The sequence below is a fragment of the Streptomyces sp. NPDC047525 genome (genome assembly GCF_040643025.1).
GTDB lineage: Bacteria > Actinomycetota > Actinomycetes > Streptomycetales > Streptomycetaceae > Streptomyces > Streptomyces durmitorensis.
In genome coordinates this window covers 658,297-684,908 of sequence record NZ_JBEYTL010000002.1, presented here as the reverse complement: position 1 = coordinate 684,908, position 26,612 = coordinate 658,297, and the positions used below count along the sequence as shown (strand labels likewise).

At 70.2% G+C, this 26,612-nt stretch carries 27 protein-coding genes; 14 read left to right on the top strand and 13 right to left on the bottom strand.

Translation table 11 applies throughout. The features are described from left to right. The first annotated feature begins 60 nt into the window (after positions 1-60). The gene (locus ABZ833_RS07905; RefSeq protein WP_361042580.1) at positions 61-1,089 is read left to right on the top strand and encodes a hypothetical protein; all 1,029 of its coding nucleotides are present in this window, start codon (positions 61-63) and stop codon (positions 1,087-1,089) included. A 50-nt stretch (positions 1,090-1,139) separates the two neighbouring features. Here the strand turns inward: ABZ833_RS07905 and ABZ833_RS07900 are convergent, their stop codons facing one another. Then, entirely contained in the window at positions 1,140-1,607 is a 468-nt protein-coding gene (locus ABZ833_RS07900; RefSeq protein ID WP_361042578.1) for a DUF1801 domain-containing protein, read from the bottom strand. Positions 1,608-1,670: 63 nt separating this feature from the next. Further along, a complete protein-coding gene (locus tag ABZ833_RS07895) occupies positions 1,671-2,126 on the bottom strand; it encodes a carboxymuconolactone decarboxylase family protein (RefSeq protein ID WP_249592197.1) in 456 nt (151 codons plus the stop codon). Positions 2,127-2,303: 177 nt separating this feature from the next. Here ABZ833_RS07895 and ABZ833_RS07890 point away from each other — a divergent pair, with 177 nt between their 5' ends. The 5 genes from ABZ833_RS07890 to ABZ833_RS07870 all read left to right on the top strand — a co-directional run bounded on the left by ABZ833_RS07890 (position 2,304) and on the right by ABZ833_RS07870 (position 8,696). After that, positions 2,304-4,769 (top strand): tetratricopeptide repeat protein, encoded by a 2,466-nt coding sequence (locus ABZ833_RS07890; RefSeq protein WP_361042575.1) that lies wholly within the window; start codon positions 2,304-2,306, stop codon positions 4,767-4,769. Positions 4,770-5,013: 244 nt separating this feature from the next. Next, positions 5,014-6,618, top strand: coding sequence for a SpoIIE family protein phosphatase (locus ABZ833_RS07885; protein ID WP_361042573.1), 1,605 nt, complete (start codon positions 5,014-5,016; stop codon positions 6,616-6,618). Then, complete coding sequence (locus ABZ833_RS07880) at positions 6,615-7,709, top strand: cobalamin B12-binding domain-containing protein (RefSeq protein ID WP_361042571.1); 1,095 nt, start codon at positions 6,615-6,617, stop codon at positions 7,707-7,709. The genes ABZ833_RS07885 and ABZ833_RS07880 overlap by 4 nt, the downstream gene beginning before the upstream one ends. After that, entirely contained in the window at positions 7,706-8,140 is a 435-nt protein-coding gene (locus ABZ833_RS07875) for an STAS domain-containing protein (protein WP_361042568.1), read from the top strand. Before ABZ833_RS07880 ends, ABZ833_RS07875 begins: the two co-directional genes overlap by 4 nt. Positions 8,141-8,198: 58 nt before the next feature. Further along, positions 8,199-8,696 (top strand): MarR family transcriptional regulator, encoded by a 498-nt coding sequence (locus ABZ833_RS07870; protein ID WP_361042566.1) that lies wholly within the window; start codon positions 8,199-8,201, stop codon positions 8,694-8,696. Positions 8,697-8,710: 14 nt separating this feature from the next. Here ABZ833_RS07870 and ABZ833_RS07865 read toward each other — a convergent pair whose 3' ends face one another. The 7 genes from ABZ833_RS07865 to ABZ833_RS07835 all read right to left on the bottom strand — a co-directional run bounded on the left by ABZ833_RS07865 (position 8,711) and on the right by ABZ833_RS07835 (position 14,701). Next, entirely contained in the window at positions 8,711-9,496 is a 786-nt protein-coding gene (locus ABZ833_RS07865; RefSeq protein WP_361042563.1) for an ATP-binding protein, read from the bottom strand. Positions 9,497-9,554: 58 nt separating this feature from the next. Beyond that, the gene (gene fabG, locus ABZ833_RS07860) at positions 9,555-10,259 is read right to left on the bottom strand and encodes a 3-oxoacyl-ACP reductase FabG (RefSeq protein WP_361042561.1); all 705 of its coding nucleotides are present in this window, start codon (positions 10,257-10,259) and stop codon (positions 9,555-9,557) included. Then, positions 10,259-10,435 carry a hypothetical protein gene (locus ABZ833_RS07855; protein WP_361042558.1) on the bottom strand — a complete coding sequence of 59 codons (177 nt, stop codon included), beginning with the start codon at positions 10,433-10,435 and terminating at the stop codon, positions 10,259-10,261. Before ABZ833_RS07855 ends, fabG begins: the two co-directional genes overlap by 1 nt. A gap of 4 nt (positions 10,436-10,439) precedes the next feature. Beyond that, positions 10,440-11,030, bottom strand: coding sequence for a hypothetical protein (locus ABZ833_RS07850; RefSeq protein ID WP_361042555.1), 591 nt, complete (start codon positions 11,028-11,030; stop codon positions 10,440-10,442). Positions 11,031-11,150: 120 nt separating this feature from the next. Next, positions 11,151-12,161, bottom strand: coding sequence for an AvrD family protein (locus ABZ833_RS07845; protein ID WP_361042553.1), 1,011 nt, complete (start codon positions 12,159-12,161; stop codon positions 11,151-11,153). Between the two features lie 189 nt (positions 12,162-12,350). Further along, positions 12,351-12,836: a MarR family transcriptional regulator gene (locus tag ABZ833_RS07840; RefSeq protein ID WP_361042550.1), complete on the bottom strand. Its 486-nt coding sequence runs from the start codon at positions 12,834-12,836 to the stop codon at positions 12,351-12,353. A gap of 209 nt (positions 12,837-13,045) precedes the next feature. Next, positions 13,046-14,701: an MFS transporter gene (locus tag ABZ833_RS07835; RefSeq protein WP_361042548.1), complete on the bottom strand. Its 1,656-nt coding sequence runs from the start codon at positions 14,699-14,701 to the stop codon at positions 13,046-13,048. A gap of 192 nt (positions 14,702-14,893) precedes the next feature. Between ABZ833_RS07835 and ABZ833_RS07830 the strand changes: the two genes are divergently transcribed. Further along, a complete protein-coding gene (locus ABZ833_RS07830) occupies positions 14,894-15,334 on the top strand; it encodes a hypothetical protein (RefSeq protein WP_361042544.1) in 441 nt (146 codons plus the stop codon). Positions 15,335-15,380: 46 nt separating this feature from the next. Here the strand turns inward: ABZ833_RS07830 and ABZ833_RS07825 are convergent, their stop codons facing one another. Further along, on the bottom strand, positions 15,381-17,621 hold the full coding sequence (locus tag ABZ833_RS07825; RefSeq protein WP_361042542.1) for an MMPL family transporter: 2,241 nt from the start codon (positions 17,619-17,621) through the stop codon (positions 15,381-15,383). A gap of 261 nt (positions 17,622-17,882) precedes the next feature. On the opposite strand from ABZ833_RS07825, the gene ABZ833_RS07820 reads away from it, so the two are divergent. Beyond that, entirely contained in the window at positions 17,883-19,085 is a 1,203-nt protein-coding gene (locus tag ABZ833_RS07820) for a histidine kinase (RefSeq protein WP_361042539.1), read from the top strand. Here the strand turns inward: ABZ833_RS07820 and ABZ833_RS07815 are convergent. Further along, positions 19,060-19,740: a response regulator transcription factor gene (locus ABZ833_RS07815; protein ID WP_361042536.1), complete on the bottom strand. Its 681-nt coding sequence runs from the start codon at positions 19,738-19,740 to the stop codon at positions 19,060-19,062. The two genes, ABZ833_RS07820 and ABZ833_RS07815, sit on opposite strands and share 26 nt — an antisense overlap. A gap of 45 nt (positions 19,741-19,785) precedes the next feature. Then, on the bottom strand, positions 19,786-20,208 hold the full coding sequence (locus tag ABZ833_RS07810) for a secondary thiamine-phosphate synthase enzyme YjbQ (protein ID WP_361042532.1): 423 nt from the start codon (positions 20,206-20,208) through the stop codon (positions 19,786-19,788). Between the two features lie 101 nt (positions 20,209-20,309). Between ABZ833_RS07810 and ABZ833_RS07805 the strand changes: the two genes are divergently transcribed. The 6 genes from ABZ833_RS07805 to ABZ833_RS07780 all read left to right on the top strand — a co-directional run bounded on the left by ABZ833_RS07805 (position 20,310) and on the right by ABZ833_RS07780 (position 25,680). After that, complete coding sequence (locus ABZ833_RS07805; RefSeq protein WP_349817350.1) at positions 20,310-20,393, top strand: putative leader peptide; 84 nt, start codon at positions 20,310-20,312, stop codon at positions 20,391-20,393. Between the two features lie 119 nt (positions 20,394-20,512). Beyond that, the gene (locus ABZ833_RS07800; RefSeq protein WP_361042530.1) at positions 20,513-21,445 is read left to right on the top strand and encodes an ABC transporter permease; all 933 of its coding nucleotides are present in this window, start codon (positions 20,513-20,515) and stop codon (positions 21,443-21,445) included. After that, the gene (locus ABZ833_RS07795) at positions 21,418-22,209 is read left to right on the top strand and encodes an ABC transporter ATP-binding protein (protein ID WP_361042528.1); all 792 of its coding nucleotides are present in this window, start codon (positions 21,418-21,420) and stop codon (positions 22,207-22,209) included. Before ABZ833_RS07800 ends, ABZ833_RS07795 begins: the two co-directional genes overlap by 28 nt. Before the next feature lie 55 nt (positions 22,210-22,264). Then, positions 22,265-23,308: an ABC transporter substrate-binding protein gene (locus ABZ833_RS07790; RefSeq protein ID WP_361042525.1), complete on the top strand. Its 1,044-nt coding sequence runs from the start codon at positions 22,265-22,267 to the stop codon at positions 23,306-23,308. Between the two features lie 2 nt (positions 23,309-23,310). Then, positions 23,311-24,519: an LLM class flavin-dependent oxidoreductase gene (locus tag ABZ833_RS07785; protein WP_361042522.1), complete on the top strand. Its 1,209-nt coding sequence runs from the start codon at positions 23,311-23,313 to the stop codon at positions 24,517-24,519. A gap of 51 nt (positions 24,520-24,570) precedes the next feature. Next, the gene (locus ABZ833_RS07780) at positions 24,571-25,680 is read left to right on the top strand and encodes an NAD(P)-binding domain-containing protein (RefSeq protein ID WP_361042520.1); all 1,110 of its coding nucleotides are present in this window, start codon (positions 24,571-24,573) and stop codon (positions 25,678-25,680) included. Positions 25,681-25,723: 43 nt separating this feature from the next. Here the strand turns inward: ABZ833_RS07780 and mltG are convergent, their stop codons facing one another. Then, on the bottom strand, positions 25,724-26,569 hold the full coding sequence (gene mltG, locus ABZ833_RS07775; RefSeq protein WP_361043149.1) for an endolytic transglycosylase MltG: 846 nt from the start codon (positions 26,567-26,569) through the stop codon (positions 25,724-25,726). Between the last annotated feature and the right edge of the window lie 43 nt (positions 26,570-26,612).

Sequence of the window (26,612 nt, the reverse complement as noted above, 5' to 3'; positions counted from 1 at the left end):
AGGAGCCTCCCCGCGCTCACCCGCCCAGAACGCGAGGCCGACCTCCGTAGCGTGACGGCCATGGTGAGGAACACACCCAACGCGGCCGACCGTCACTTGATCCGTATCGCAGCGGACTCCGGGCTGGAGTTGAGCGCGGCCCGCTTGGAGCGCTGGCGAGCGGCTGGACTCATCCCACGCCCCGGGCCGGACACCTTGATTCAGGTCGGCGGCTTGCGGGTCCATCCCGTGGAGACCGCAGCCCTCGTGCTGGGCCTCCTGGAGTGCGCCAAGCACTGCCGCGCGGTCGACGACCTGGTGCTCCTCGCGTTCTTCAACGGCGTTCCCGTGCCCACCCAGCCGGTACGGGTCGCCCTGGCCAAGACCTTCTTCGGGACCTACGTGCAGCGACGGGACGACGAGCGGGCGGTCCTGGACAGCGTGCCGGCGGAGCATCGCGACGCCGATCCGCCGGAATACAACTGGGCCGAGGCGGCAGCCGCGTTGGACATGGCCCACCACCGGGACGCCGTGCGGCAGATGAGGGCCAATCTGAAGCGGCGCCGCGACCTCGCCACGGCCTCGCGCGCGGAACTCGACGAACGTGTCCGCAGCGTTCTGATCTGGCTCAACGCTCCCGCCCTGCCGACTCACGACGCCGTCTTCATGGCGGATCTGCGCAGCGCGATGGCGTTCGACGCCGCCCCCGAACGCTCCCGGGCCGCCTGGCTGTTGGCCGCCCTGTGCCACAGCGAACAGCGGGCGGAACGCCGCGAAACCTGCGGCGAGGAGCGACTGGCCACGCTGCTGTCCGTGACGGACGACGATCTGGGGAGCCTGCGCGAGCAGGTGGCCGAATCGCTCGACGCCATGTGGTTCATGGCGACCGAAGGACGCAACCGCCACTACGCCATCGGGTCGGCTTCGACGGCCCGCCAGGCGGGCCGCATGCTCGTGGAATGGATCAGCGCCCGCCAGGTCCATCCCCACGGCTCCCGGCCCGCTCAAGTCCTGGTGGACAGCCTGCGCGGCCTGTGGCTCCTCGTGGCCGAGACATGCGGCGAGGGCCGGGCCGCGTTCCAGCAAAGGACACGCCGACCCGGCCTCTGAAACCGGCCGCACCACCCGCCTCACCGGCCGAGGCGGCCCCGCCGCCCCGCTCAGTTCACCGCCTTCTCCACGAGCGCCCCGATCTTCGCCGCGCCCTCGGCGGTCAACTCCGTCAGGGCGTACGAGGCCGGCCACATGGAGCCGTCGTCGAGGTTCGCCTTGTCGCTGAAGCCGAATGTCGCGTACCTCGCGCTGAACTTCTGCGCGCTCTGGAAGAAGCAGACGACCTTGCCGTCCTTGGCGTACGCGGGCATCCCGTACCAGAGCTTCGGCGCGAGTACCGGCACGCTTTCCCTGATCACGGCGTGGATCCGTTCGGCCATGACGCGGTCCGATTCCTGCATCTCGGCGATCTTCGCGAGCACGGCGGCCTCTTCCTCCGCCGCCTTGTCGGCGCGTGATCCGCGACGCGAGGAGGCCTTGAGCTCCTGGGCGCGCGCCTTCATCGCGCCGCGTTCCTCATCCGTGAATCCGTCGAACTTCTCGGCGGTCGCGGTGGGCTTCTGGGTGGTCGTCATGGCGGGCTTCCTTACGTACGCGGGTGGATGAGTGGCCGGGTGGGATGCGGTCGCGCCGGGAGGTCAGCCCCACGCACCGGCGATCTGGCGGGTCGTGGCGTTGAGCCGGTTGAACAGGTTGGTCACGCCGATCATGAGGACGATCGCGGCCAGCTGCTTCTCGTCGAAGTGGGTGGCTGCGGCGTCCCACACCTCGTCGTTCACCGCGTCGGAACGGTCGGCGAGGCGCGTCGCGGCCTCGGCCAGCTCGAGCGCGGCCCGCTCCGCCTCGGTGAAGTACGGGGCCTCGCGCCAGGCGGCGACCGTGGCCAGCCGTTCGTCGCTGACGCCCGCCTTGCGGGACGACTTCGCGCCGCCGTCGACACAGGCGCTGCAGCCGTTGATCTGGCTGACCCGCAGGTGCACAAGCTCCAGGGTCTGCCCCTCCACCCCGCCGGAGTGCACGGCCTTGAAGAGGGTCTGGATGGCCGGCATGGCGTCGGACAGGACGACTGCGGGGTTCTGCATACGGGACTGCATCTCGGTGTGCTCCTTCTTCCGGTTCGCTCCCCGTTCCCTCGGGGCGTGACTCCATATCAGCCCGATCCGCTCGCCACGACCACGGCGATGGGACACCGTGGGACAGCTGAAACAGCCTTGAGCAGCGAAGACTTGGCCCGGTAGGTTTCTGGCGACACGGGACATGGGGGGTACCTGGTGGATGCACCACAACGGACCGCGACGGCGGACCCGCAGAACGACCTTGCGGCCCGGCTGCGCCTGATCCAAGAACTGTCCGGACTCGGCGTACGGGCACTGGCGCGGGACGCCGGTCTCAGCTCCTCGTCGCTTTCGCGCTACCTCAGCGGCCAGACCGTGCCGCCCTGGCCCGCGGTGATCGCGCTCTGTCGCCTCGTCAAGCGCGACCCCCGTCCGCTGCGCCCCCTGTGGGAACGCTCCTCCAACCCGCTCCCCGCACCCCCGAAGTCCAGCCGCCAGGGCAGGCCGAGGCCACGTAACGATCTGCCGCGCGACGTAACCGACTTCACCGGGCGCGAGGCCGAACTCAACGCCGTGCTCGCCGCGGTGGGCAGCCACCAAGTGGTCGCCGTCGACGGCATGGCCGGTGTGGGCAAGACCTGCCTGGCGATACACGCCGCGCACCGGCTCGCCGCCGACTGTCCCGACGCCCAGCTCTATGTGGATCTGCACGGGTTCACCGAGGGCCGCGAACCGCTCGACCCCGACTCCGCGCTGCGGATGCTGCTCGGGGCGCTCGATGTCCCGTCCGAGAAGGTCCCGCGGGAGGGCGTCGAGCAACTGGCCGCCTGCTGGCGGTCGGAGCTGGCCGACCGCCGGGTCGTCGTGGTGATCGACAACGCCGCCGACGCCGACCAGGTCCGGCCGCTGCTGCCCGGCGCCGGTCCGTCCGTCGCCCTGATCACCAGCCGCAACCGGCTCATCGGCCTGGACGAGGTGCCCCCGGTCTCCCTCGACGTGCTGAGTCCGCAGGAGAGCGCGGAGCTCCTCGCCCGCGCCAGCGGCGACCCGAGCGGCCTCGACGGCCGCCTGGCACGCGACCCGGAGTCCGCCGCCGAGGTACTGCGGCTGTGCGGCCATCTGCCGCTCGCCCTGCGCCTCGCCGCGGCCCGGCTGCGTCACCGTCCCGGCTGGACCGTGGGCATTCTCGTCGAGCGGATGGCCGAGGGCCCGAGCGAGTTCGACACCGCGTTCGCCATGTCCGTACGGCAGTTGGACCGCTCCCAGGCCCGCCTGTTCCGGCTGCTTGGTCTGTTGCCCGGCGGCTCCTTCGACGCGTACCTGGCGGCGGCGCTCGCGGACGTACCGCTGCGCAGCGCGCGGGCGATCCTGGAGGACCTGGTCGACGCGCACCTCGTACAGGAGTCGGCGGCCGGGCGCTACCGGCTGCACGACCTGGTGCACCAGCACGCGCGCCGGGCGGGCGCCGAGCAGGACTCGCAGGCCGAGCGGGAACGGGCCCTTGGCCGCTTCCTCGACTACTACGTGCACGCGGCGGCCGCCGCGGACGCCGCGATGCCGTTCCTGTCCCCGGGCCGACCGGCCTCGGCGGGCAGGCCACCGGCAGCCCTCCCGCACTTCACCGACAAGAACGCGGCGTTCGCCTGGCTCGTCGCGGAGTACGAGAACCTGGTGGCCGCCTTCGAGACGGCGGACGCCGTCGGGGCCGATGCGCATGTGTGCGAGCTGCCGCGCTTCCTGCGGGCGTACTTCGCGCGCCGCTGCGGCACGACGCACCTCAACGTACTCTTCGAACGGTCTCTGTCCGCCGCCGAACGCCTGGGCGATCCCCTGCAACTTGCCGACGCACACAGCGACTTGGGCTTCGCGCGCTACAACGCGGGCCGCATGGCGGAGGCCGACGCCGCGTACGAGGCGGCACGGACGCGGCTGTCCCGGACGGGGGACTTCGGATCGGAGGCCGAACTGACGCTGCGCCGCGGCTATCTGAAGTGGGACGAGGGCTATGTCGAGGAGCCGCTCGAACTCTTCAGGCTGGCGGGGAAGTTGTACGAGCGGGCCGGTTCCCCCACCGGCACGGCCAGTGCTGCCGCGTCGGAGGCCTGGGCGATGCTGCAGCTGGGACACCGCGAGGAGGCGGCACAGCGGGCGCGTGAGGTGCTCGCCGTCCCCCACGCCGACCCCGCATGGCCGCCCACGCTGACGGCTCGGATCACCCTCGGCGTGGCCATGGCCCACGAAGAACCCGACGAGGCGGCGGAACACCTGCAGCAGGCGTTGGCGCTGGCCCGCGAGGACGGGCACCTGCACAACGAGGCGTGGTGCCTGAACTGCCTGGGTGTCGCGCTCCGGCGCATGGGCCGCCACGAGGAGGCGCTGACCGCCCACCGGCAGGCGTTCGCGCTCCTTGACGAGCTCTTCGAGGAACACTGGAAGATCCGCTTCCTCAACGGCTACGCAGAGACCTGCCGCCTCGCGGGCCTGCCCGACGAAGCCCTGCGCCTGCACCGCGAGGCTCTGGAGCTCGCCCCTCATTTGGGTTACCGCAATGAGGAAGCGCTGGCCCACGAAGGAATCGCGATCCTGCTCGACGGGACAGATCCGACCACAGCCGCGGAACACCGCGCCGCAGGTCAGGCCTTGGTCCGGACAGAGCCACCAGCCGGTTGTCCGAGGGGTTGAAGGCGCATCCGACATAGGGGGCCGCGCCCCGACGGGTGTCCCGATCCGAGGCCGTCAAACCCCATGGCGGCCACACAGTTCCGCGGGCATCAGTGCTGGTTGCCAGACGTGTGGGACGTGAGGGATGGTTGCTTCAAGGCAACGTTCCTTCGAGTTGATGAGGTGAGGGATTCGCCCAGCGGGTCCTCAATTCTTGGTCTCTCCCCCCGCGCAGATCGGCGCCGCCACAGAGCAGGACTCTCCGTTGAGTCATGCTCCCTACCCCGTCCTCGTCACTGACGCCGAGGGCGTCATCGTGCTGCGCAGCGACGCGGCCGGTGCGCTCCTGCCCCGGGCTCGGCCCGGCGCCGTCTTCACGGACGTGGTCCCCAACTGGCTCTGCGCCGCGCACGACGCGCTGCGGGGGCCTGACCGGGGTGCCGACCGGACAGCGGACAGACCGGCATCAGGTGCGATCGGCGAGCTCAGCTTCGAGGCGCACACCGGCGTGCGGGCCGACGGCACCGTGGTGTGGTGGCTGGTCGACGACACCGACCACCGGCTGGTCCGTGAAGCCCTGCACATGGAGCGCGAGCGGACCGAGTTCCTGGCCAAGTCGTCCAACCTGCTGCTCTCCTCCCTGAACCTGGAGCGCTGCATGGGCGTGACGGCGCAGCTGGCCGCGGAGTATCTCTCCGATGCGGCGCTGGTCATCGCGCCCTCGCGCGGAGCGCGGCTGCCGGTGACGACGTGCCTGCGCGGCGAAAGCCCCGTCCGGTCCCAGGAGTCGGCGGATCCGGACGATGTGCCCGGACTCGGAGAGGCGCTGCGCGGCTTCCCGCCGGTGCCGTCGCGGTGGATCGATCCCTCCGTGGCACCGGACTGGATGGTGCCCGAGGACTTCGGGCCTGTCGGCTCGATAGTGATCACCCCGCTGCCCGGTCACGGAGTCGCGGCCGGTGCGCTGGTCCTGCTGCGCCGCTCCAGCACGGCCGCGTTCACCGACGGTGAAGAAGTGTTCGCCCGGTTGTTCGCCACGCGCGCGGGAGCCGCCATGTCGGCCGCACGCCTGTACGCGGAACAGACCTCGATCACCGAGGTCCTGATGCGCGAGCTGCTTCCCCCCTCGCTGCACCAGATCTCCGGTGTGGACTTCGCGGGCGGCTACCGCCCGTCGGAGGACCATGAACGGATCGGCGGGGACTTCTACGACGTGCACCCCGCGGCTGTCGAGGGCGAGGCGTCACTCGTGACGCTCGGGGACGTCTGCGGCAAGGGTCTCGAAGCAGCGGTGCTGACCGGCAAGATCCGCAACACCCTGCACGCCCTGCTTCCCCTCGCCGACGACCACCAGCGGATGATCAGCCTGCTCAACACCGCTCTGGTCAATTCCCATCACACCCGTTTCGCGACGCTGGTCCTGGCCTCCGCCGTGCGGGAGGGCAGCGCGGTGAACCTGCGGCTGACCAGTGCCGGTCATCCGGCTCCGCTGATCGTCCGTACGAATGGCGCGGTGGAGGAGGCCGAGACGCGCGGCACGCTGGTGGGGGCGATTCCCGATGCCCAGGCCCGGACCGCTTCGGTCACTCTCGCGCCCGGCGAGTCCTGCGTGCTCTACACCGACGGGATCACCGAGGCCAAGGGCGGGCCGATGGGCGGGGACGAGTTCGGTGAGAAGCGGCTCCAGCGCGTCCTGACGGAGTGCGCGGGCATGCCCTCGGAGGGAATCGTGGAGCGCGTCCAGATGCTCGCCTCCCAGTGGGTCGGCAAAGGCCGGCACGACGACATGGCGGTCGTGGTGATCTCCGCGCCCCGCACCCAGCATCTCAGTGCGGTGAACGGCCGTACGCGGGGCAGGTACACCGGATGACGACCCGTACTCCACACCGGCCGCCCGCCGGTGCAGCAGTCGAGCAAGCGGCCGGTGAGCTGTGGGAAGCCGTCTCGGCGGCCGATGAGTACACGGCCACCGATGTGGTGCTGCACGCCCTGGACGACGGCGTCGCACCGGAGAGCGTGCTCCTCGACGTGATCGCCTCGGTCCAGGGCAAGGTCGGTGAGGAGTGGGCCGCCAACCGCCTCACCGTGGCCCAGGAGCACGCCGCGACAGCCATCAGCGAGCGGGCCGTGGCCGCGCTCTCCGTGCACCCGGCCGCGCGCACAACCCCCTGCCGGGGCAGGATCACGGTGGCCTGTGTGGACGGGGAATGGCATGCGCTGCCCGCGCGTCTGCTGGCCGAGGTACTGAAGCTGCGCGGCTGGCACGTCGACTACCTCGGCGCGCAGGTCCCCGCCCCGCACCTCATCGCCCACCTGCACCGCACCGACACCGACGTGGTCGCACTCTCCAGCTCGATCGCGGCCCGGCTGCCCACCGCGCACGCCGCGATCACCGCCTGCCAGGCCATCGGCGTACCCGTCCTGGCCGGCGGAGCCGCGTTCGGGCCCGACGGCAAGTACGCCCGCCTGCTGGGCGCCGACGCCTGGGCTCCCGATGCCCGCGCCGCCGCCGACCGCCTCGCCCGGGCGCCGCTGCGGCGCCCGCATCCCGACCACCAGCCCATCGACGACCTGCCGCATCTGGACGACCAGGAATACACCATGGTCTGCCGCAGCAGGACCTCCCTCGTGCGCACCGTCTTCACGGCGCTCGAGGAGGCGTTCCCCGCCATGCGCGCGTACAGCGAGTCGCAGCGTGAACACACCGCGGAAGACCTCGCGCACATCGTGGAATTCCTCGCCACCGCCCTCTACCTGGGCGACGAGGACCTCTTCACCTGGTTCATCTCCTGGACCGCGGGGATCCTCACCGCGCGCGGTGTACCGGCGCACAGCCTGCCACCGGCCCTGGGCATCCTGGCCCGCGAGCTCAAGGACTTCCCCAGAGCCGCCCGGACCCTCGAATGCGGCATCGCCGCGCTCACCGCCCACCACCGCACCACCGCAGGAAAGCCCGCATGACCACGACACCACCCGCCCCCTTGCGCCTGACCACGGTCGACACCGAGGACACCGTCCGTATAGAGCTCCACGGCGATCTCGACTACGACAACGCGGACCATCTCCTGCACGCCGTCACCGACAAGCTCGCCGAACACCCGCGCCTGGACGACCTGCACCTGCACTGCTCGGGGCTCGACGTCGTCGACTCGATGGGGCTCTCGATCCTGCTGATGATCCGTCGCAGGACCGGCGCGGCCGGCGTCCGGCTCCATCTGGACGACCGCACCGCGAAGCTCGATCGGCTCCTGACCCTCACCGGTATCCTGGATCACCTCACGGCGCCCCTCGCGGGCGACGTGAACTCCCCCCTCGGCAGCACGGCAGAACCCCCGATGACAAGCGGGGAAGCGACATCGGCCCGCCCCACCGGGCCGCACCGCACCACCTGACGCCACTCGGCTCCCCGCCTCCGCGCGGGGAGCGGAGCCACACACTGACGGGGCGCACATGCCAGTACCAGAGTCCACCGCACGCACGTTCTCCGACGCGGCCACCCGGTCCGCGAGCGGCATAGTCGAACTGCTGGACGTGATGTGGGAACACGCCAGAGGGTCGGCCACCATCGCTCCCGCCTCCACCTCCCAACTACGCCTGATGTACGTCGTCGACCGCGCCGAGGGGATACGGATGCGTACCCTGTGCAAGCGGCTCGCCACCACCCCGCCCTCCGTCACCCGCATGTGCGACCGTCTGCAGGCCATCGGCTTCCTGGAGCGGCTGCCCTGCCCCGGAAGCGGACGGGAAGTCACTCTGCGGCTGACCGCCGACGGACAGAACCACTTGCTGCGCATCCGCGAGCAGCGCGAGAACACGCTGCACCACGCCATCAACGCCCTGCCCCAGGCCGAGCGGCGCGCGCTGGCCAAGGGCCTCGCGGGACTCCACGCCCAACTCGCCGCGGGCGCAGAGGAGGAGAGCAGACCCAGCTTCGTCCCGGCAGCCTGAACCTCCTCGTTCTCTCAGAAACGCACCGCGTACGAGACGCGCCGCCGCAGGGACTTGGTCCGCTGGGCCTCGTGGAAGCGGGCGTCCTTCTCCAGGATCTCGGTGGCCTGGCTCACCTTCGTACCTGCCCTTTCGATCGCTTCGTCGAGCGGCATCACCAGGGGCAGGTCGAAGATCTCGACGATCCGCTCCACGCGTTCACGGACGGTGCCGCCCACCACGTGGTAGGGGATGTCCAGCTCATCCAGAGTCTCGATCAGCAGGTCGTCGGACATCTTCCGGAACGGCTCGGAAACCGGCCGATGGCCGTCGGCCTTCATCTCGAACTCCACCGGCAGATGCACGTAGGCGTCGTAGATCCGCTTGGCACGGGCCTTGGCGACCGCGCCGTAGGCGTCCATGTACTGGCGGTAGAACCGCTTCACCGGCAGCCCGGCGATGTTCTTCACCGTTCGCAGGAGCAGGTTCGCCCCGGGGTTGATGCCGACCCGCATGCGTGCCTCGCCGTAGATCCACTCGTGGATCACGGAGCCGTCCGAGATGAACGGCCCCTGGCCCGCCTCGTGGTGGATCCGCTCCTCGAGCCGGCGCAACCCGAGCATCGTCAGTTCCATCGCGCTGAGTTCCTGGACCTGCTTGCCCGGCACGAGGTCCAGGAGAATCTCCCGGGACGTCATCGCGTGCGTACGGGGGATGCCCGTCGCCATCGACAGTGTCTCGGTCGTGGTGCTCTTGCCGCTGGAGTACGTCCCGGAGATCGCCAGGTGCAGACCGCGCTGCGGGGTGCTTGTGTCCCCCATGAGGTGCTCTCTTCCCGTTGTCGGTGGCCCGGCCGAAGCCGGGTGTGAGGTGATGTGGTCAGCCGCCCAGGCCCAGGCCGCCGCTGACCGGCAGGACCGCTCCGGTGACGAAGCGTCCCGATTCACCGGCGAGGTAGCGCACGGCGGCGGCGACGTCCGCTGCTTCTCCGGCACGGCCGAGCAGGGTGATGGCCAGCAGATGTTCCCGCCGGCGATCGGTGATCCCGCGGCTCATGTCCGTGTCGATCAGGCCCGGCGCGACGATGTTGACCGTGATGTTCCTGGGGCCGAGTTCCCAGGCGAGGGAGCGGGCCATGCCGAGCATCCCGGCCTTGGCGGCCCCGTAGTTGACCTGCCCCGGCGCTCCGTACGCGTAGGTCATGGAGGAGATCAGGACGATCCGGCCCCAGCGCGCCCGCACCATGCCCCGCACGGCGCGGCGCATCGTGCGGAAGGCACCGTGCAGGTTGACGTCGACGACGTCCGTGAAGTCCTGCTCGTCCATGCGCAGGAACAGCGTGTCCCGTGTGATGCCCGCGTTGACGACGAGCACTTCGACCGGCCCGTGTGCGGCCTCCGCCTTCTCGAAGGCGGCGTCGATGCTCTGACTGTCCGTCATCTCGGCGCGGACGCCGAGCAGTCCGTCGGGCGGAGCGGTGTCCCGGTGAGTGACGGCGACTTGATCGCCGTCGGCCGCCAGGGCGGTTGCCACGGCGAGCCCGATGCCTCGGTTGCCGCCGGTGACCATGACCGAACGTCCCATCAGTGGCTCCTCGGGGCGGTGACGTCTTCCGCCTGACGATTGCGGCCGTCCGCCGTCCGCCACCCGGTGAGCGCCAGATTCTGTGCGGCCGTCGCCACGATCAGGAGGCCGATCTCCCCCAGGCTGGGGAAGTGGCCGTATCCGCCCGCGGCGTCGGCGTGCGCTGCCTGGTTCATCGGGTCACCTCGCCGAGCCGGTCGCCGCCGCGCAGCAGTGCGACGCATCGGCGAACAGATGGTCGACGGCTGCCGCGAGACGGTCCGCCGTCAGGGCGTTCGGCAGCAGCCGCCGGGCGAAGCGCGGGCTCGGCGGCTCTCCGTCGCGCCGTTCCTCGGTCATCAGCGGCGGCAGGAACGCCACCGGCGTGCGGGAGAGTGCCGCGTCGCTCTCCGCGAGGAAGCGCAGGGCGCGCTCCCTGTGTGCCTCGGGCAGCCAGTCGAGGAACGGCAGCCGGACGTCGATGACCTCGCCGTCCGCGAGATCGCCGGAGTCGGCGCCCACCCGGACGTTCGGCAGCCGGCAGGGCGCGGCCCGCCACTCCTCGCGCAGCATGGGGACGCGGGCGCGGGCCTCGTCGAGCAGCACGAGCAGCGGCCGTTCGCCGTCCAGGTGCTCGCGTATCTCGGTGCGCTGTGCCGCGTCCGGCCACAGCCCCGTCGGTGTCCAGTGTCCCGCTCCCGGGCCGGGAGCGGGCTCGTCCCAGAGCACGCGGGCCGGTCCTTCGAGCACGACGAGCACGTCTCCTAATCGGAGCGTGGGCGTAAAACGCATGATCTGTTTCCCCCGTTGTGTTGCTTGGGCGTAACTGTGTTTCTCACGTGCAACACCGGCGCGAATTGAATTCCCCAACAATGGAATAAGTCGGCGCCGGTGGCGAAGTCGGCGGTGCGGTTATGCGGCGGCGGGCAGACGGTGCGCCAGCCAGCAACGGCCGTCGATTCCCGCGAAATCGTCCACCGCGAGTTCCGCGGTGCGCCAGCGGGCGTCACCCATGGACAGGAGCCGGGAGTTCGCGGTGCGCACGGTCGGGGTGAAGCTGTGCCCCAGCGGTCGCACCGGAGTGCCCGCACTGATGACGAAGCGCCTCATCCAGAGCGTGTCGCTGCTGCCGCGGGAGAGCCCGTCCTGTGCGTAGAGCAGGATCTGGGACAGCTGGGCCACGCCCACGAGCGCGTCGACCAGGGAGACCGAAGGACCGTAGGCCGCTTCCGCCCCGCAGGTGTGCGCGTCCTCGTCCGTGGCGACGACGCGCTGGAGTCCTCGGATCTCCTGCCGGTCGAGGTCGACGCGGACCTGCTCGGCGTGCTGTTCGCGCTGCTTGTAGCCCACGCCGTAGTGACGGGCTCGCGCCGGCCCCAGTGCCTGCGCCTCGTCGGCGTACGTGGCCGGTGTCCCCGCACCGCCGCCCTGCTCGTGCACCAGCGTGCAGCGCACTTTCAGGCGCCCGACCAGGCAGTCGAACGTACTGGCCAGCAGACCGCGTTCCCCGGTCGGACCGTCCACGGCGACCAGCCTGCCCTCGACAGGAAAGTCCGCGAGGTCTTCGTGAGGCGTGCTGCCGGCCCGCACATCGGCGCGGCGCAGCCAGATCCTGCGCCGCTCGGCGGCGCCGAGCCCGAAGGCCCGGCCGAGGTGCGTCTCCGCCAGGTTCGCGGCAAGCACCAGCGCGTCGATGCTGCTCAGGTGCGGTCGCAGCTCACCGGCGTCCGATTTGCGGGACCAGTCGCGCGGATAGGTGAGCGTGCCGCGCGCGGTGACGCGTGCACCCGGTTCCGTGGAGCCGTCGGTGGCGATGTCCTTGAGGCCTTGGGTGACGCGTTTGTATCCGCTTCCGAAAAAGCGGGAGCTGCCAGGCCCGAGGCAGCTGTCCAGAGATCCGTATAATAATTCCTTGTTGCTCATTCCCCGTTTACCTTCCCCCGTGTCGCGGACCATGCGGCCCGGACAGAAAAAAGACTATCCAGCGGTCAAAGGGGAAAGCAATTATTCACGGCATTCTGTGACGGCCTGCACAGATCCACCCAAAGGAAACCTCAAAAAGGGATCCTTTAACTCCAGTTGGGCCGGATCAATTCCGAAACCGGTCGGACTTCACTCGCAGGCGACCACGCGCGGCCAGCGGTCGGCGAGCAGATCGCCGAGCAGCGACCGCAGCCGGTCGCGGTCCTCGGCGGGCACGGCGGAGAGGAAATCCCGCTCCACGGCGTCGACGGCCTGCCCGGCGCGCTCGAGTGCCTCGCGGCCGCCGTCGGTGAGCCGCAGGATGTAGCGCCTGCGGTCCGACGGATTGCGCCGCCGCTCCACATGGCCCGCCCGCTCCATCTCGTCGATCAGAGCCACCATGGTCGTCGGGTCGAGGTGGAGCAGTCTGCTCAGGTCCTGCTGAGACAGGCTCAGATCGCTCTCCAGCGCGGCCAGGACGTAGAAATAGCGCAGGCGCATGCCCTGCGCCATGAGCGCCCGTTCCGCGTCCTCCATCAGGATCGATCCCGCCTTGTTCAGCAGATAGCCGGTCCTGCGGACGAGGGGGAAGTCGAGCGCGGCGGGTTGCGTCGGAGCGGGCGTCGCCTCAGTCATCCGGGCCGTTCCCCTTTACTGCTGATGTGCTGCTGAGATCTCGGTGAAACGACCGGGTCAGGGGATGCCGTTTTTCGGTGATGCCGAACATCCCCTGTGCCGATCGTCGATGGCGTCAAGGGTACTGGCGGTGGCACCGGCCTCCAAGGCCGGTGCCACCGAGGTGCCGCGTCCGATCGGGGCGGGTAGCCCGGCCGTCTCCGACCGGGTTACCCATCTCCCCCGGCTCGTACGGACTGGGCCACGGCCGGCACTCCGGCGCTCTCGCCCTCCAAGAGCCCTTGTGCGTCCACGCCGTTCACCACAGCCCTGCTCTCCACCTCCACGGTCTCGCCCCGGGCGCTCTCGTGCAGGTCGCGCGTACGAATGAAGGCGAATCCGACCACCGCGCCGACGGCGGCGACGACCGCACAGACGAACATCACGTCGGTCAGCCCGTCCACGAAGGCGGTGCGGGCCGCCGTTTCGAGTGCGGGGGCCAGCGCCGACGGCGCACGGCCTACTGCTTCCGCGCCGCCGCCCGCCGCCACGGCCTCCCCGAACTCGTGCGCGTCCGGGCCCAGTTGCCGTCCCGCCGCGGACTGCGCGAAGAGGTCACTCACCCTGCCCTGGAAGGCCGCGCCGAACCCCGCGATGCCGATGGCGACGCCCACCTGCTGGAACGTCTCGTTGATCCCCGATGCCATGCCCGCCTTGGACGGTTCCACGACGGCGATGGACAACGACGCGCGCGGCGGATTGAACAGCCCCATGCCCAGGCCGATCCCGAACATGCTCGGCAGCAGCGCGGTCCAGGAAGTGTCAGGGCCGGTGAGCGCGACGAGGAAGAGACCGATCGCGATGAGCGCGAGCGAAGCTCCCATCAGCAGCCGCTGCGGCACCCGCGTGGTCAGTGATCCGGAGACCGCGGCCGCGACGAACAGCGTCGCGGTCAGCGGAAGGAACCTCAGGCCGGTCTCCCACGGCGAGTACGCAAGGACGTTCTGCACGTACGACACCAGGAGGAAGATCGCGGACATCGTCGCGGCGGCGCACAGCAGCGTCACCACCGACACCCCGTTGAACGTCCTGTTCCTGAACAACGACAGCTGGAACATGGCCCGTTCACCGCGACGCCTCTCCACGACGCCGAACGCGCCGAGGAGCACCACAGACGCCACGAACATGCCGACGATGGGCGCGCTGCCCCACCCCTCGGCCTCTCCTCGCAGCAGCGCAAGGACGAGCAGGGTCAGCGCGCCGGTGAAGAGCACGAGACCCCACCAGTCCACGGCGGGGGCCGACTCCACGCGGGACTCGCGCATCTTCAGCGCACTCACGACCATGGCGAGCAGTCCGACCGGAACGTTCACCAGGAAGATCCAGCGCCAGCTCAGCCCATCGGTGAGCGCGCCCCCGATGAGCGGACCGAAGGCGATGGAGAGGCCGACCACGCCACCGAAGACGCCAAAGGCCTTGCCCCGGTCCTTGCCCTGGTACTCCTGCCCGATCAGCGCGGGTCCGACGGCGAACAGGACCGCTCCCCCGAGCCCTTGAACCCCCCGGGCCACGGACAGGACAGCGGCATCGTTCGCGAGGCCACAGGCCAGAGAAGCCGCCAGGAACACGACGAAGCCGACGTTGAAGACCCGCTTGCGCCCGAGGCGGTCCGCCAGCGATCCGGCCGTCAGCAGAACGGCGGCGAGACCGAGGGCGTACGCGTCGAGCACCCACTGCAGCGAGGTGAAGCTCGCGTCGAAGGCGTCCCTGATGTCAGGCAGCGCCACATTCACCACGGTCAGATCGAGCAGCAGCATGAACGTGGCCACACACACCACGGCCAGGGTCCACCCCCGCCCGCCCACCGAAGTCGTTCGTCCGGACATCGTTCCCCCGAATCCAGAATGATCGAGTAATCAAATCATCGATATTTCCAACGATTCGAGAAGCTACGAACACACCGGACACCTGTCAACGGACCGCTCATGTCTCGGCCATGATCCGGCCAAAAACCGCCGGACCTCCCGCTGGGGGACCTGGTGCGCGGGGTGAGGGCCGGGGCAGGCTAGTTTGCTCGGATGAGTCTTCTTGATGATGTGGCCGAGCGCGACGGCTGGCGCTGCTGGGTGTGCGACGAAGCGGTCGATCCCGACGAGTCGGTGAACGACCCGCGGGGCCCCAGCGTCGACAGCCGGACCGCCGACCGGAAGGCCAAGGTCACCGAGCGGCTCGCGCACCGCGGATGCAACACCCGCAAGGGCGCGGTCAAGGTGGACATCGCCTGGCCGGACCGCCTGTACGTGGTCGAACCCGCGCCGCTGATCACCGTTGCCGCGAGGCTGGAGCGCAAGGGGGGCCGCGAGATGGTGGGGCGTTGTCCGACCAGGCGGGACGCCCAGGAGGCGGCGGACTGGCTGGTGGACCGGTTCTCCCGACTGGTACCGGGGCTGCCGGTGACCGCCGACATCGAGCCGGGCGGCGGCCAGTACCTCGTCATCCTGGCCACCGGCCGCCGCTGACCGCCGACTTCCCGCCGGGGCGTTTGCACAGCCTGCCGCGGTCAGCTCAGCCGGTCGGAGCGATGTCGGCTTCCCTGGGGGCCGGTTCGCGGACCTCGGGGGCCGTGCTGCCGAGCTTCTCGCCTTCGACATCGACGTGCGGCAGACGTCGGTCGAGCCAGCCGGGCAGCGACCAGGCCCGCCCGCCGAGCAGGGCCAGGACGGCGGGCACGATGGTCATGCGGACCACGAACGCGTCGAAGACGACCCCGATGGCCAGACCGAAGCCGAGCGACTTGATCATGGCGTCGTCGCCGCCGATGAACCCGGCGAAGACACCCGTCATGATCAGCGCGGCCGCGATGACGACCTTGCCGCTGTGCCGGAAGCCCTCCGTGATCGCCTGGCGCGGGTCGGCGCCGTGGACGTACGCCTCCCGGATCCGGGTGACCAGGAAGACCTGATAGTCCATGGCGAGGCCGAAGACGATCCCGACCAGGAGGATCGGCATGAGGCTCATGATCGGGCCGGTGGCCTCCAGGCCGAACAGGCCCTTGAGCCAGCCCCATTGGAAGACCGCGACCACTGCGCCGAGAGAGGCCAGGACGGACAGCAGGAAGCCGAGCGCCGCCTTGAGCGGCACCAGGATCGAGCGGAAGACGAGGATCAGGACCAGGAAGGCCAGGCCGACGACGAGCGCCAGGTAGGGGATGATCGCGTCGGCGAACTTCGCGGCGACGTCGATGTTCATCGCGGTGGTGCCGGTGACCATGGCCAGTGCACCGGTGGCGGTCTGGACACTCCTGGCCTGGTCGCGGATGGTGTGGACGAGGTCCTTGGTCTCCTCGCTCGCCGGCGAGCTCTTGGGGACGAGGTTGACCATCGCGGTGTCACCGGCCGGGTTGTACGTGGCCGGGGCGACGGTGACCACATCCTTCATGTCCCTGACGCTGTCGTCGAGTTGACCGACGGCGTTCTTCGTGGCGGCCGGATCGCTGCCGCTGACGACGAGCGTCAGCGGGCCGTTGAAGCCAGGGCCGAACGACTCGGCGAGCATGTCGTAGGCCTTGCGCTCGGTGGTGGAGGCGGGCTTGGTGCTGTCGTCGGGCAGACTCAGTTCGAGCCTGGTCGCGGGCAGCGCGATCACACCGAGGCCGAGGACCGCCAGGAGCAGGACCTTCCAGGGGCGGCGCAGGACGAAGCCCGCCCAGCGCTCCGCCAGGGGCGGCTTCGTACCGGCGGCCTTCGAACCGTTCGTGCCGACGGCCTTCGGACCGGCGGCCTTCTTGCGGGAAGCGCGGCCGAGAACGCGCTCGGGGGCAAAAGCGAGCAGGGCCGGGACCAGGGTGACGGAGACCAGGACGGCAACGACGACGGCACCGGCGGCGGCCATGCCCATGGCCGTGAGGATGGGCAGGTTCACCACGGCCAGGCCGACCAGGGCGATGACGACGGTCAGCCCGGCGAAGACCACCGCGGAACCCGCGGTGCCGTTCGCCCGGGCGGCCGCCTCGCGGGCGTCGTGACCCACGGCCCGCTCGGATCGGTAGCGGGAGACGATGAACAGGGAGTAGTCGATGCCCACCGCGATGCCCAGCATGGTCGCGAGGGACGAGGTGCTGCTGTTGAGATCCAGGGCCGTGGTGAGCGCGGTGATGGCGCTGATGGTGATGCCGACCCCCAGCAGGGCGGTCAGCAGAGGCATGCCGGCCGCGATGAACGAGCCGAAGGTGACGACCAGGATCAACGCGCCGAGCACGAATCCGATCGCTTCGGAGGAGCTGCTCGCCTCGGCGGGTGCCAGCGCGCTGCCGGACGCCTCCACGGTCAGGCCCTGGCCGCGTGCCGCGTCGAGGGCGTCGTCGAGGTGGCCGTGGTCCGCGTCCGTCAGTTCGGCGGGCTTGGTCTTGTACGTGACCTGGGCGTAGCCGGTGGTGCCGTCGGCGCTGATGGTCTTGGCCTTGAACGGGTCGGCGACCGAGGCGACTCGGGGCGAAGAGCCCCGCAAGTCCTTGAGCAGTGCGGAGACTTCGGCTCGCGGCTCGTCGGCGGCCAGCTTCTCCCCCTCGGGTGCCCGGACGACGACACGGGCGCTCGCCCCGTCGGCGTTGGCCGCGGGGTACTTCTCACCGAGCACGTCGTACGCCTTCTGCGCCTCGATGCCGGGCAGCGTGATGTTCGAGTCGCCGCTGCCGCTGCTGCCCGCCGAAGCGGCACCCGCGACGCCGAGTACGACCGCCCAGAACAACAGGGTCAGCCAGCGCCGCCTGAACGCGCCGAGCCCGAGCCGGTGCAGAAAAGTAGCCATGAGAACAACAGTCTCCGTACGTCAGGAACGAGACGAGGATGGGAAGCGGTCGGGGCCCTGGGCTGCTGCCCGGAGGGTGTGCCGGGCGCTGTCTGCCGACGGGCCGGGCGGGGCACAGGCGCCGGGGGAACGCCCGTGCCCTCGAACCATGCTGCGGCAGTACGCGGCGACGCCGCGTCAGTCCTGGGTACGGGGTGCGGCGTTCCTTGTCGGTCATCCGGCCGACACCACATGAGCCATCCGGCTCCCTAGGCTGGTGGCGTGGACTGGAAGCTTCCGTTCTTGCCCGGCATCCGCCGCGTCGTCTCCGCCGCCGCGGTGGTGTCCCTGGCCCTGCTGTGGGCGGCCGACATCCTGGTGCTGCTGTTCGTGACCGAGCCGCCGATCGCGCCCACCAGTTGGCTGCCGGTGTTCGTGACCGGACCCTTGGCCGCGCTCGCACTCCCCGGCCCCCACCACCCGCTGCCTTTCCCCGCGCGGGCGGTGGGAGCGGCCGCCATCTCCCTCACGCTCAGCTGCGTGTGCCTGTTCGTGCCGGTGAGCGGAACGGACTTCGGGTATCTGGAGATGTTCGCGCTGCTGTTTCTGATCATTCAGACCCTCGCCCAGGTCCGCAGCACCCGCGCCATGGCGTGGACGGTCGCCGCCCTGGCCGTCGGCATGCTGATGCAGACGCTGCGTACTCGGACCCTGGACGGCTTCGTCGGGGGCAGCTACATGGTGACGATCCTGCTCTCGCTCGGCATCGCCATGGGGTGCGTCGTCCGCGCGTCGGAGGCCCGTCGGCAGCGTGCCGTACGGGATGTGCGGCACGCCGAGCGGCTGGCTCTGGCCCGTGATCTGCATGACCTGATCGCCCACCACATGACGGGCATCATCGTGCAGGCCAACGCGGCCAGGACCGTTCACGCGACCGCGCCCGAGAAGGTCGAGCCGGCCCTGGATGCGATCGCCCGGTCCGGTACGGAGACCTTGGAGTCGATGCGGCGGCTGGTGCGGGTGCTGCGCGAGGACGACCATCAGGCGCTGCGGCCGGGCGACCTCCTCGCCGAACTCGGGGATTTCGTCGGTGAGTTCTCCCGGCACCGGCCCGACGCTCCGGCGGCCCGCCTTGAGGCGAGCGCCGCGGTCCGCACGAGCCGGTTGAGCCCGGAGGTCGAGGCGACTGTGCTGCGGGTGGTCCGGGAAGCCCTCACCAATGTGCTGCGGCATGCCCCGGCCGAGCGGGTGACCGTGCGTCTGGACGCCGACCCGGGGTGGGTGCGGGTGACGGTGACCAACAGCGCGGGGCAGCGCCAGGCGGATCATCCGGCGGGCGGGCGCAGCGGCTTCGGCCTGATCGGTCTTCGCGAACGCGTCGAGGCGCTCGACGGCACGTTCCGGGCCGGTGTCACGAGCTCCGGTCAGTGGGAGGTGGTGGCCGGACTCCCGCGCCCCCTCACGGACGCTGGTCCCGCGAGGTGACCACGCCGTTCTCCCACGCCCAGGCCGCGATCTCCACGCGGTTGCGGGCCTCGACCTTGGCCTGGATCCGGGCCAGGTACGTCTTCACCGACGACAGCGACAGGAACAGCTCCTCGGCGATCTCCTGGTTGGTGCGTCCCACGGCCACGAGGCGAGCGATCTCCGTCTCCCGGCTGCTCAGCCCGGCGGCCTCCTGCTGCTCCTCACCGCCGGCCCTGTGCCGCAGTCCACGCAGCAGCCGAACGGTGACCGCGGGCGAGACCAGCGCGTCACCGCGAGAGGCCGCCCGTACCGCCTCCACGAGCAGCGCGGGCGGAGCGTCCTTGAGCAGGAAGCCGCAGGCGCCGTAGCGCAGGGCGTCGCGTACGTAGTCGTCCTGGTCGAAGGTGGTGATCACCACGACGTTCATCGCGGATTCGCCGGGCGGCTCGCCCGCCAGGGTGCGGGTGACCTCCAAGCCGTCCATGCGCGGCATGCGGATGTCGGCCAGCACCACCGCGGGGCGGAGCCGTCGGGCCAGTTCGACGCACTCGACACCGTCTCGGGCGACACCCACGACCCGGATGCCCGGCTGGGCATCCAGGATCATCTCGAAGCCGGCCCGGACCAGTTCCTGATCGTCGGCGATCACCACATCGATCGGCTCATCAGGCACAACCCGTTCCTTCCGCCTCCGGCAAGATCCTCATCGTATTCTCGGTCAGCCCAGGAAACTCAACCGCACCTGACGGTCGGGGTTGTCCCGGTTCGTGTCCACCAGGCACACCGACTGCCAGGTCCCCAGCTCCAGTTGACCCCTCACCACCGGCAGCGTCGCGTGCGGTGGCACCAGCGCCGGCAGGACGTGGTCGCGGCCGTGGCCGGGGCTGCCGTGGCGGTGCTGCCAGCGGTCGTCGGCCGGGAGCAGCGAGTGCAGCGCGGCCAGCAGGTCGTTGTCGCTGCCCGCGCCCGTCTCCAGGATCGCGATGCCCGCGGTCGCATGGGGGACGAAGACGTTGAGCAGGCCGTCGCGGCCGGCTGCCGCCTCGCGCAGGAAGCTCTGGCAGTCGTCGGTGAGGTCGAGGACCTTCTCGGCCGAGCCGGTGGTGACGTTCAGGACACGTGTGGTGAAAGCGTCAGACATGGGTCCATCGTCCCTCATCGCTCTCCCATTCGCTGATACGCGGTGTCCGCCTTTCGAGACGCCATTGACCGTGCGCAGACGATCTGGCTACGTTCTGCCGCATGTTGCGTTCAGCTCTGCTCACCACGCGCGGTCACATCGACCTGCTGCGGGTGGCTTCTGCTGCGTGTCGTCGCGGCTGCTGACGTTCCCTCAGCCCGCATTTCACCCTCTGCCTTTCTCTGCCCTGACGCCTTCGCGCGGTTGATTTCGCCGTCCCGCGCGTAGGCCTTTCGGGCATCCCTCCCTCCTGCCGTGGAGCCCCATGAGCATCAGCCATGCCCCGCCGGATTCCTCGTCCGACATTTCGGGTATATCCAAGTCCGACGATCCCGCCGGGGACGTCAAAGACGTCGAGGGCATCGAGGGCGCCGAAGACACCCGGTCGGCGCCGACCGACCTCGTCCCCATCGTCCCCGCATCCACCCGCCGCACCCGCGTCCCCCGCTGGCTGCGCCGCACCTCCGGCCCTCTGGCGCTCCTCGCGCTGTGGCAACTCCTCAGCTCCACCGGGGTGTTGACCAAAGACATCCTCGCCTCGCCGGGGACCATCGCCGGAGTCGCCCGTGACCTCCTCAGCGACGGTTCGCTGACCTCCGCCATGGGAGTCTCCCTGCAGCGGGTCGCGGTGGGACTGCTGCTCGGCACGGTCGTCGGGACGGCGCTCGCGCTCGTCTCCGGGCTCTTCCGCGTCGGCGAGGATCTCGTCGACGCCAGCGTGCAGATGCTGCGCACCGTGCCGTTCGTCGGGCTCATCCCGCTGTTCATCATCTGGTTCGGCATCGGTGAGGCGCCCAAGGTCGCCATCATCACGCTGGGTGTCTCGTTCCCGCTCTATCTGAACGTGTACGCGGGAATCCGCGGGGTCGACTCGCAGCTCATCGAGGCCGGGGAGTCCCTCGGACTCTCGCGGTGGGGACTCGTGCGCCACGTCATCCTGCCGGGCGCGCTGCCCGGCGCCATGACCGGGCTCCGGTACTCCCTCGGCATCGCCTGGCTCGCCCTGGTCTTCGCCGAGCAGATCAACGCCGACTCCGGGATCGGCTTCCTGATGGTGCAGGCGCGTGACTTCCTGCGGACCGATGTGATCGTCGTCTGCCTGATCGTCTACGCCTTCCTCGGCCTCATCGCCGACTTCATCGTCCGCGCTCTCGAAAGGCTGCTGCTGCAATGGCGACCGACGTTCACCGGCCGGTGACTCCCAATGCCCTCAACTCCCCCACCACGCGCGCCACTTCGGCCGTACGTGTCGAAGGGCTGACCCGTTCCTTCGACGGGCGCGCCGTCATCGATCAGCTCGACCTCGACGTGAAGCCGGGCGAGTTCGTGGCACTGCTGGGGCGCAGCGGCTGCGGCAAGTCGACCCTGCTGCGCATCCTCGCCGGGCTCGACCGCGACATCGAGGGGACCGTCCTCGTGCCGCGCCGCAAGGCCGTCGCGTTCCAGGCGCCGCGGCTCATGCCCTGGAAGCGTGTGTGGCGCAACGTCCTGCTCGGCCTGAAGGGGAAACCTGAACGCGGCGTCGCCGAGCGGGCGTTGGAGGAGGTCGGGCTCAAGCACCGTACGAACGCCTGGCCCAAGACGCTCTCCGGCGGAGAGGCTCAGCGTGCTTCGCTGGCCCGCGCCCTGGTGCGCGAGCCCGATCTGCTGCTCCTCGACGAGCCGTTCGGCGCGCTCGACGCGCTCACCCGCATCAAGGCCCAGCGTCTCGTCGACGAGCTGTGGCAGCGTCGCGGCTGCGCCGTCCTGCTCGTCACGCACGACGTCGAGGAGGCGGTACTCCTCGCCGACCGGGTGCTCGTCATGGACGAGGGGGTCATCGCGTACGAGACCGAGATCGATCTGGACCGGCCGCGCGGCATCTCCGACCCGCGCTTCGCCGAGCTGCGTGCCGAGCTTCTGCGGCGTCTGGGCGTCGACGCGCCCGAGGCAGCGGAGGCGGAACCCGTCGCCGCCGCGTGAACCGCCCGCACGCCCCCTCCCCGTGAACAGCACGAACACACCGAACGGACTCACCATGCGACGACACCTCGCCGCCCCCGCCCTGCTCCTCCCCCTTGCCCTGCTCCTTTCCGCCTGCTCCGGCGCCTCATCCGCAAGCACCTCATCCGCCGGATCAGGCGGCGGAACCGACGGCAAGGGGTCGCTCACCCTCAACGTCGGTGACCAGAAGGGCGGTGCGGAGGCCGTGCTGCGCGCGGCCGGGGAGCTCGACGACCTGAAGTACAAGATCCGCTGGTCCACCTTCACCTCCGGGCCGCCTCTCCTGGAGGCCGTCAACGCCAAGGCCGTGGACATCGGCGCCGTCGGCAACACGCCGCCCGTCTTCGCCGCGGGAGCGAACTCGAAGATCTCCGTGGTGGCCGCGACCCACGGCACCGCCGCGGGCGAGGCCATCCTCGTCCCGAACGACTCGCCGCTGAAGAAGCCGGGGGACCTCAAGGGCAAGTCCGTCGCCGTGGCACAGGGTTCGTCGGCGCACTACCAGCTGATCGCGTCCCTGAAGAAGGCGGGGCTCGGCTTCAAGGACGTCAAGGTCAAGTATCTGCAGCCGGCCGACGCGCTGGCCGCGTTCACCAGCGGCAAGGTGGACGCCTGGTCGGTCTGGGACCCCTACACCTCGCAGGTTCTCCAGGGCAAGCAGGGCCGCGTCCTGACCGACGGCGACGGATTGGTGAACGGCCTCAACTTCCAGGTGGCGGCGCCGGACGCCCTGAAGGACAAGAAGAAGTCCGCGGCGGTCGACGACTACCTGAGGCGGCTGCGCAAGGCCCAGGACTGGGTCTACGACCACCCGGAGGCGTGGGCGAAGGTCTGGGCGAAGGACACCGGCCTGCCGTACGAGGTCGCGCTCGCGGCCGTCAAGCGCAGCAACGGCACGCGGGTCCCGGTGGCCGTCGACAAGAACGTGATCACCTCCGAGCAGGAGATCGCGGACACCTTCACCGACCAGAAGCTCATTCCGCGCCGCATCGACTTCGGTGACTTCGTCGACACCCGGTTCAACGGCGACCTGCCGCCCTCGACCAGCAAGCCGCGCACGTACAACAAGGAGTCCTGACGATGACCGTCCACCTCAACTGGTTCCTGCCGACCGGCGGCGACGGCCGCACCCTCGTCGACCGGCGCGCCTACACCGACGGCGGCATCACACGCTCCCGCGTCACTCCCGTCAGCGGAGTGCGGGCCCCCGACATCGACTATCTGATCCAGATCGCCAAGGCGGCCGAGCAGTTGGGCTTCGAGGCGGTGCTGACCCCGACCGGCACCTGGTGCGAGGACGCCTGGCTGACGACGGTCGCCCTCGCCCAGCACACCGAGCGGCTCAAGTTCCTGGTGGCGTTCCGTCCTGGCGTCATCTCCCCGGTCCTGGCAGCGCAGATGGCGGCGACGTATCAGCGCATCACGCGCGGGCGCCTGCTCCTGAACGTCGTCACGGGCGGCGACTCGACCGAGCAGCGGCGCTTCGGCGACCACCTCGACCACGATCGGCGTTACTCCCGCACGGACGAGTTCCTGTCGGTCGTACGGGGCGTGTGGGGCGGCAAGCCCTTCGACTTCCACGGCGAGCACTACGACGTGGAGGGCGGCCTGACCGCGCTGCCGCCGGACCCGCTGCCGGAGATCTTCTTCGGCGGTTCGTCGCCGGCGGCCGGGCCCGTCGCCGCTCGGCACACGGACGTGTATCTGACGTGGGGCGAGCCGCCGGAGCAGGTCAAGCAGAAGATCGACTGGATTCGTGGGCTCGCCGAGGAGCAGGGGCGCACGGTCCGGTTCGGGATCCGGCTGCACACCATCTCGCGTGATTCCGCCGCCGAGGCGTGGGCCACGGCCAACCGGCTGCTCGACGACCTCGACCCGGACACCATCGCCGCGGCCCAGCAGGCGCTCGGCCGCAGCGAGTCCGTCGGCCAGCAGCGGATGCTGGCGCTGCACGGCGGTTCCCGCGACGACCTGGAGATCTCGCCGAACCTGTGGGCGGGTGTCGGTCTCGTGCGGGGCGGCGCGGGCACCGCGCTCGTCGGCAGCCACGCGGACGTCGCCGATCGCATCGAGGAGTACCACGCGCTCGGCGTCGAGCACTTCGTGCTTTCGGGCTATCCGCATCTGGAGGAGGCCTACTGGTTCGGCGAGGGCGTGATCCCCGATCTCGCGGCGCGCGGCCTTCTGCCCCGGATTCCGGCGTCGCAGCTGGCCGGAGTACCCGCGGCGAACGGGCGCCCTGCCTCCGCTCCGGGCGGCGCCCCGCTCCTGGTGGCGGGCGGGCGCTGACCCGGATCCCGGCGCGGGAAGATCCCGGGCCCCGATGGAGTTAGTAGAAGCGTGAACGACATCGGGGCACGGGACGCGGCCGCACACGAAGCGGCACAAGAGGTGGACGCAGTCGTCATCGGCGCCGGGCAGGCGGGCCTGTCCAGCGCGCATCACCTGCGCAGGGTCGGCTTCGAGCCGGACCGGGACTTCGCCGTCCTGGACCACTCGCCCCGGCCCGGCGGCGCCTGGCAGTTCCGCTGGCCCTCGCTCACCTACGGCAAAGTGCATGGGATGCACTCCCTCCCCGGCATGGAGCTGACCGGCGCCGACCCCGCACGGCCCTCCTCGGAGGTCATCCGGGAGTACTTCGAGGAGTACGAGCGGCGCTTCGACCTGCGCGTGCACCGGCCCGTCGACGTACACCGCGTCCGCGAGGGCGACGGCGGGCGGCTGCTGGTCGAGACGTCGGCCGGGGCCTGGGCGACCCGCACACTGATCAACGCCACGGGCACGTGGGACCGGCCGTTCTGGCCGCGCTATCCGGGGCAGGACACCTTCCGCGGGCGGCAGTTGCACACGGCCGTCTATCCGGGACCCGAGGCCTTCGAGGGGCAGCGGGTGATCGTCGTGGGCGGCGGGGCTTCGGGCACCCAGCATCTGATGGAGATCGCTCCCTACGCCGCCGAGACCACCTGGGTCACCCGACGGGAGCCCGTTTTCCGCGAGGGGCCGTTCGACGAGAACTGGGGGCGCTCGGCCGTCGCCATGGTCGAGGAGCGGGTGCGCCAGGGGCTCGCGCCGCAGAGCGTGGTGTCCGTGACCGGCCTTCCCGTCAACGACGCCATCCGGCAGGCGCGCGCCGACGGGGTGCTCGACCGCCTCCCGATGTTCGACCGCATGACGCCGAGCGGCGTGGAGTGGAACGACGGGCGGCACGTAGAGGCCGACGTCATTGTCTGGGCCACCGGATTCCGGGCGGCGATCGAGCACTTGGCGCCGCTGCGGCTGCGCGAGCCGGGCGGCGGCATCCGGATCGAGGGCACCCGGGCCGTCGCCGACCCCCGCGTCCACCTGGTGGGCTACGGGCCTTCGGCCAGCACCATCGGCGCGAACCGGGCGGGGCGGGCTGCCGTGCGGGACATCCAGCGGCTGCTGGAGGACGTGCCGGTTTCGGTCTGACCCGCGGCGGCGCGGGCGCGCACCCGCGCCGCCGCGCGGGCCGCTAGTCGTCCTGCTTCTTCTCGTCCTTGTTCTTGCTCTGGTTCTTGTTGAACTCCGCCACGTTCTTCTGCTGCTCCTCGAAGCTCGACGTGAAGCGGGTGTCTCCCGGCTTCACCGTCACGAAGTACAGCCAGTCGCCCTGCGCCGGGCTGGTCGCCGCGCGCATCGCCTCGTCGCCGGGGTTGCCGATCGGGGTGGGGGGCAGGCCCATGCGCGTGTAGGTGTTGTAGGGGCTGTTGATCTTTGTGTCGCGGTCGCGTGTGTTCAGCGTCGAGCGGTTCAGGGCGTAGTTGATCGTCGAGTCCATCTGCAGCGGCATGCCCTGGTCGAGGCGGTTGTAGATGACCCGGGCCACCTTGCCCATGTCCGCCTTGGAGCCTGCTTCGGCCTCGATCATGCTGGCGATGGTGACGGTCTGGTAGACGTTCACCGCGTTGCGGTCGGCACCCGCCGTGACCTGGCCGCCGCTGAACTTCTTGGTCGCCGTGTTCACCATGTACGAGAGCACGGACGCGGGAGTCGACTGGTTGCTGATGGGGTACGTCGCCGGGAAGAGATACCCCTCTGGGTTGCCGCCCGCGTCGCTGGGGAGTTTGAGAGCGGCCTTGGGAATGGCCTTCTTCGTGGTGCCTTCCGGCATGCCGAGGGCCTTGTCGACGGCCCCGTACACCTGGCCCGAGCGCCAGCCCTCCGGGATGGTCAGCGACTCGGGGCGTGCGTCGTCGTCCGGGAGCAGCAGCGGCACCGTAACGGCGGTGACCGCCGCGACGGCTCCGGTCGCGATCAGGGCGATTCGCCCCCGACGCGTCAGTCGAATCGTGCCCCGGCGCGGAGTCTTGGTCTGCAGCATGCGGGCACGGTATCCCGCAAATGCCGACATTCCGTGCATA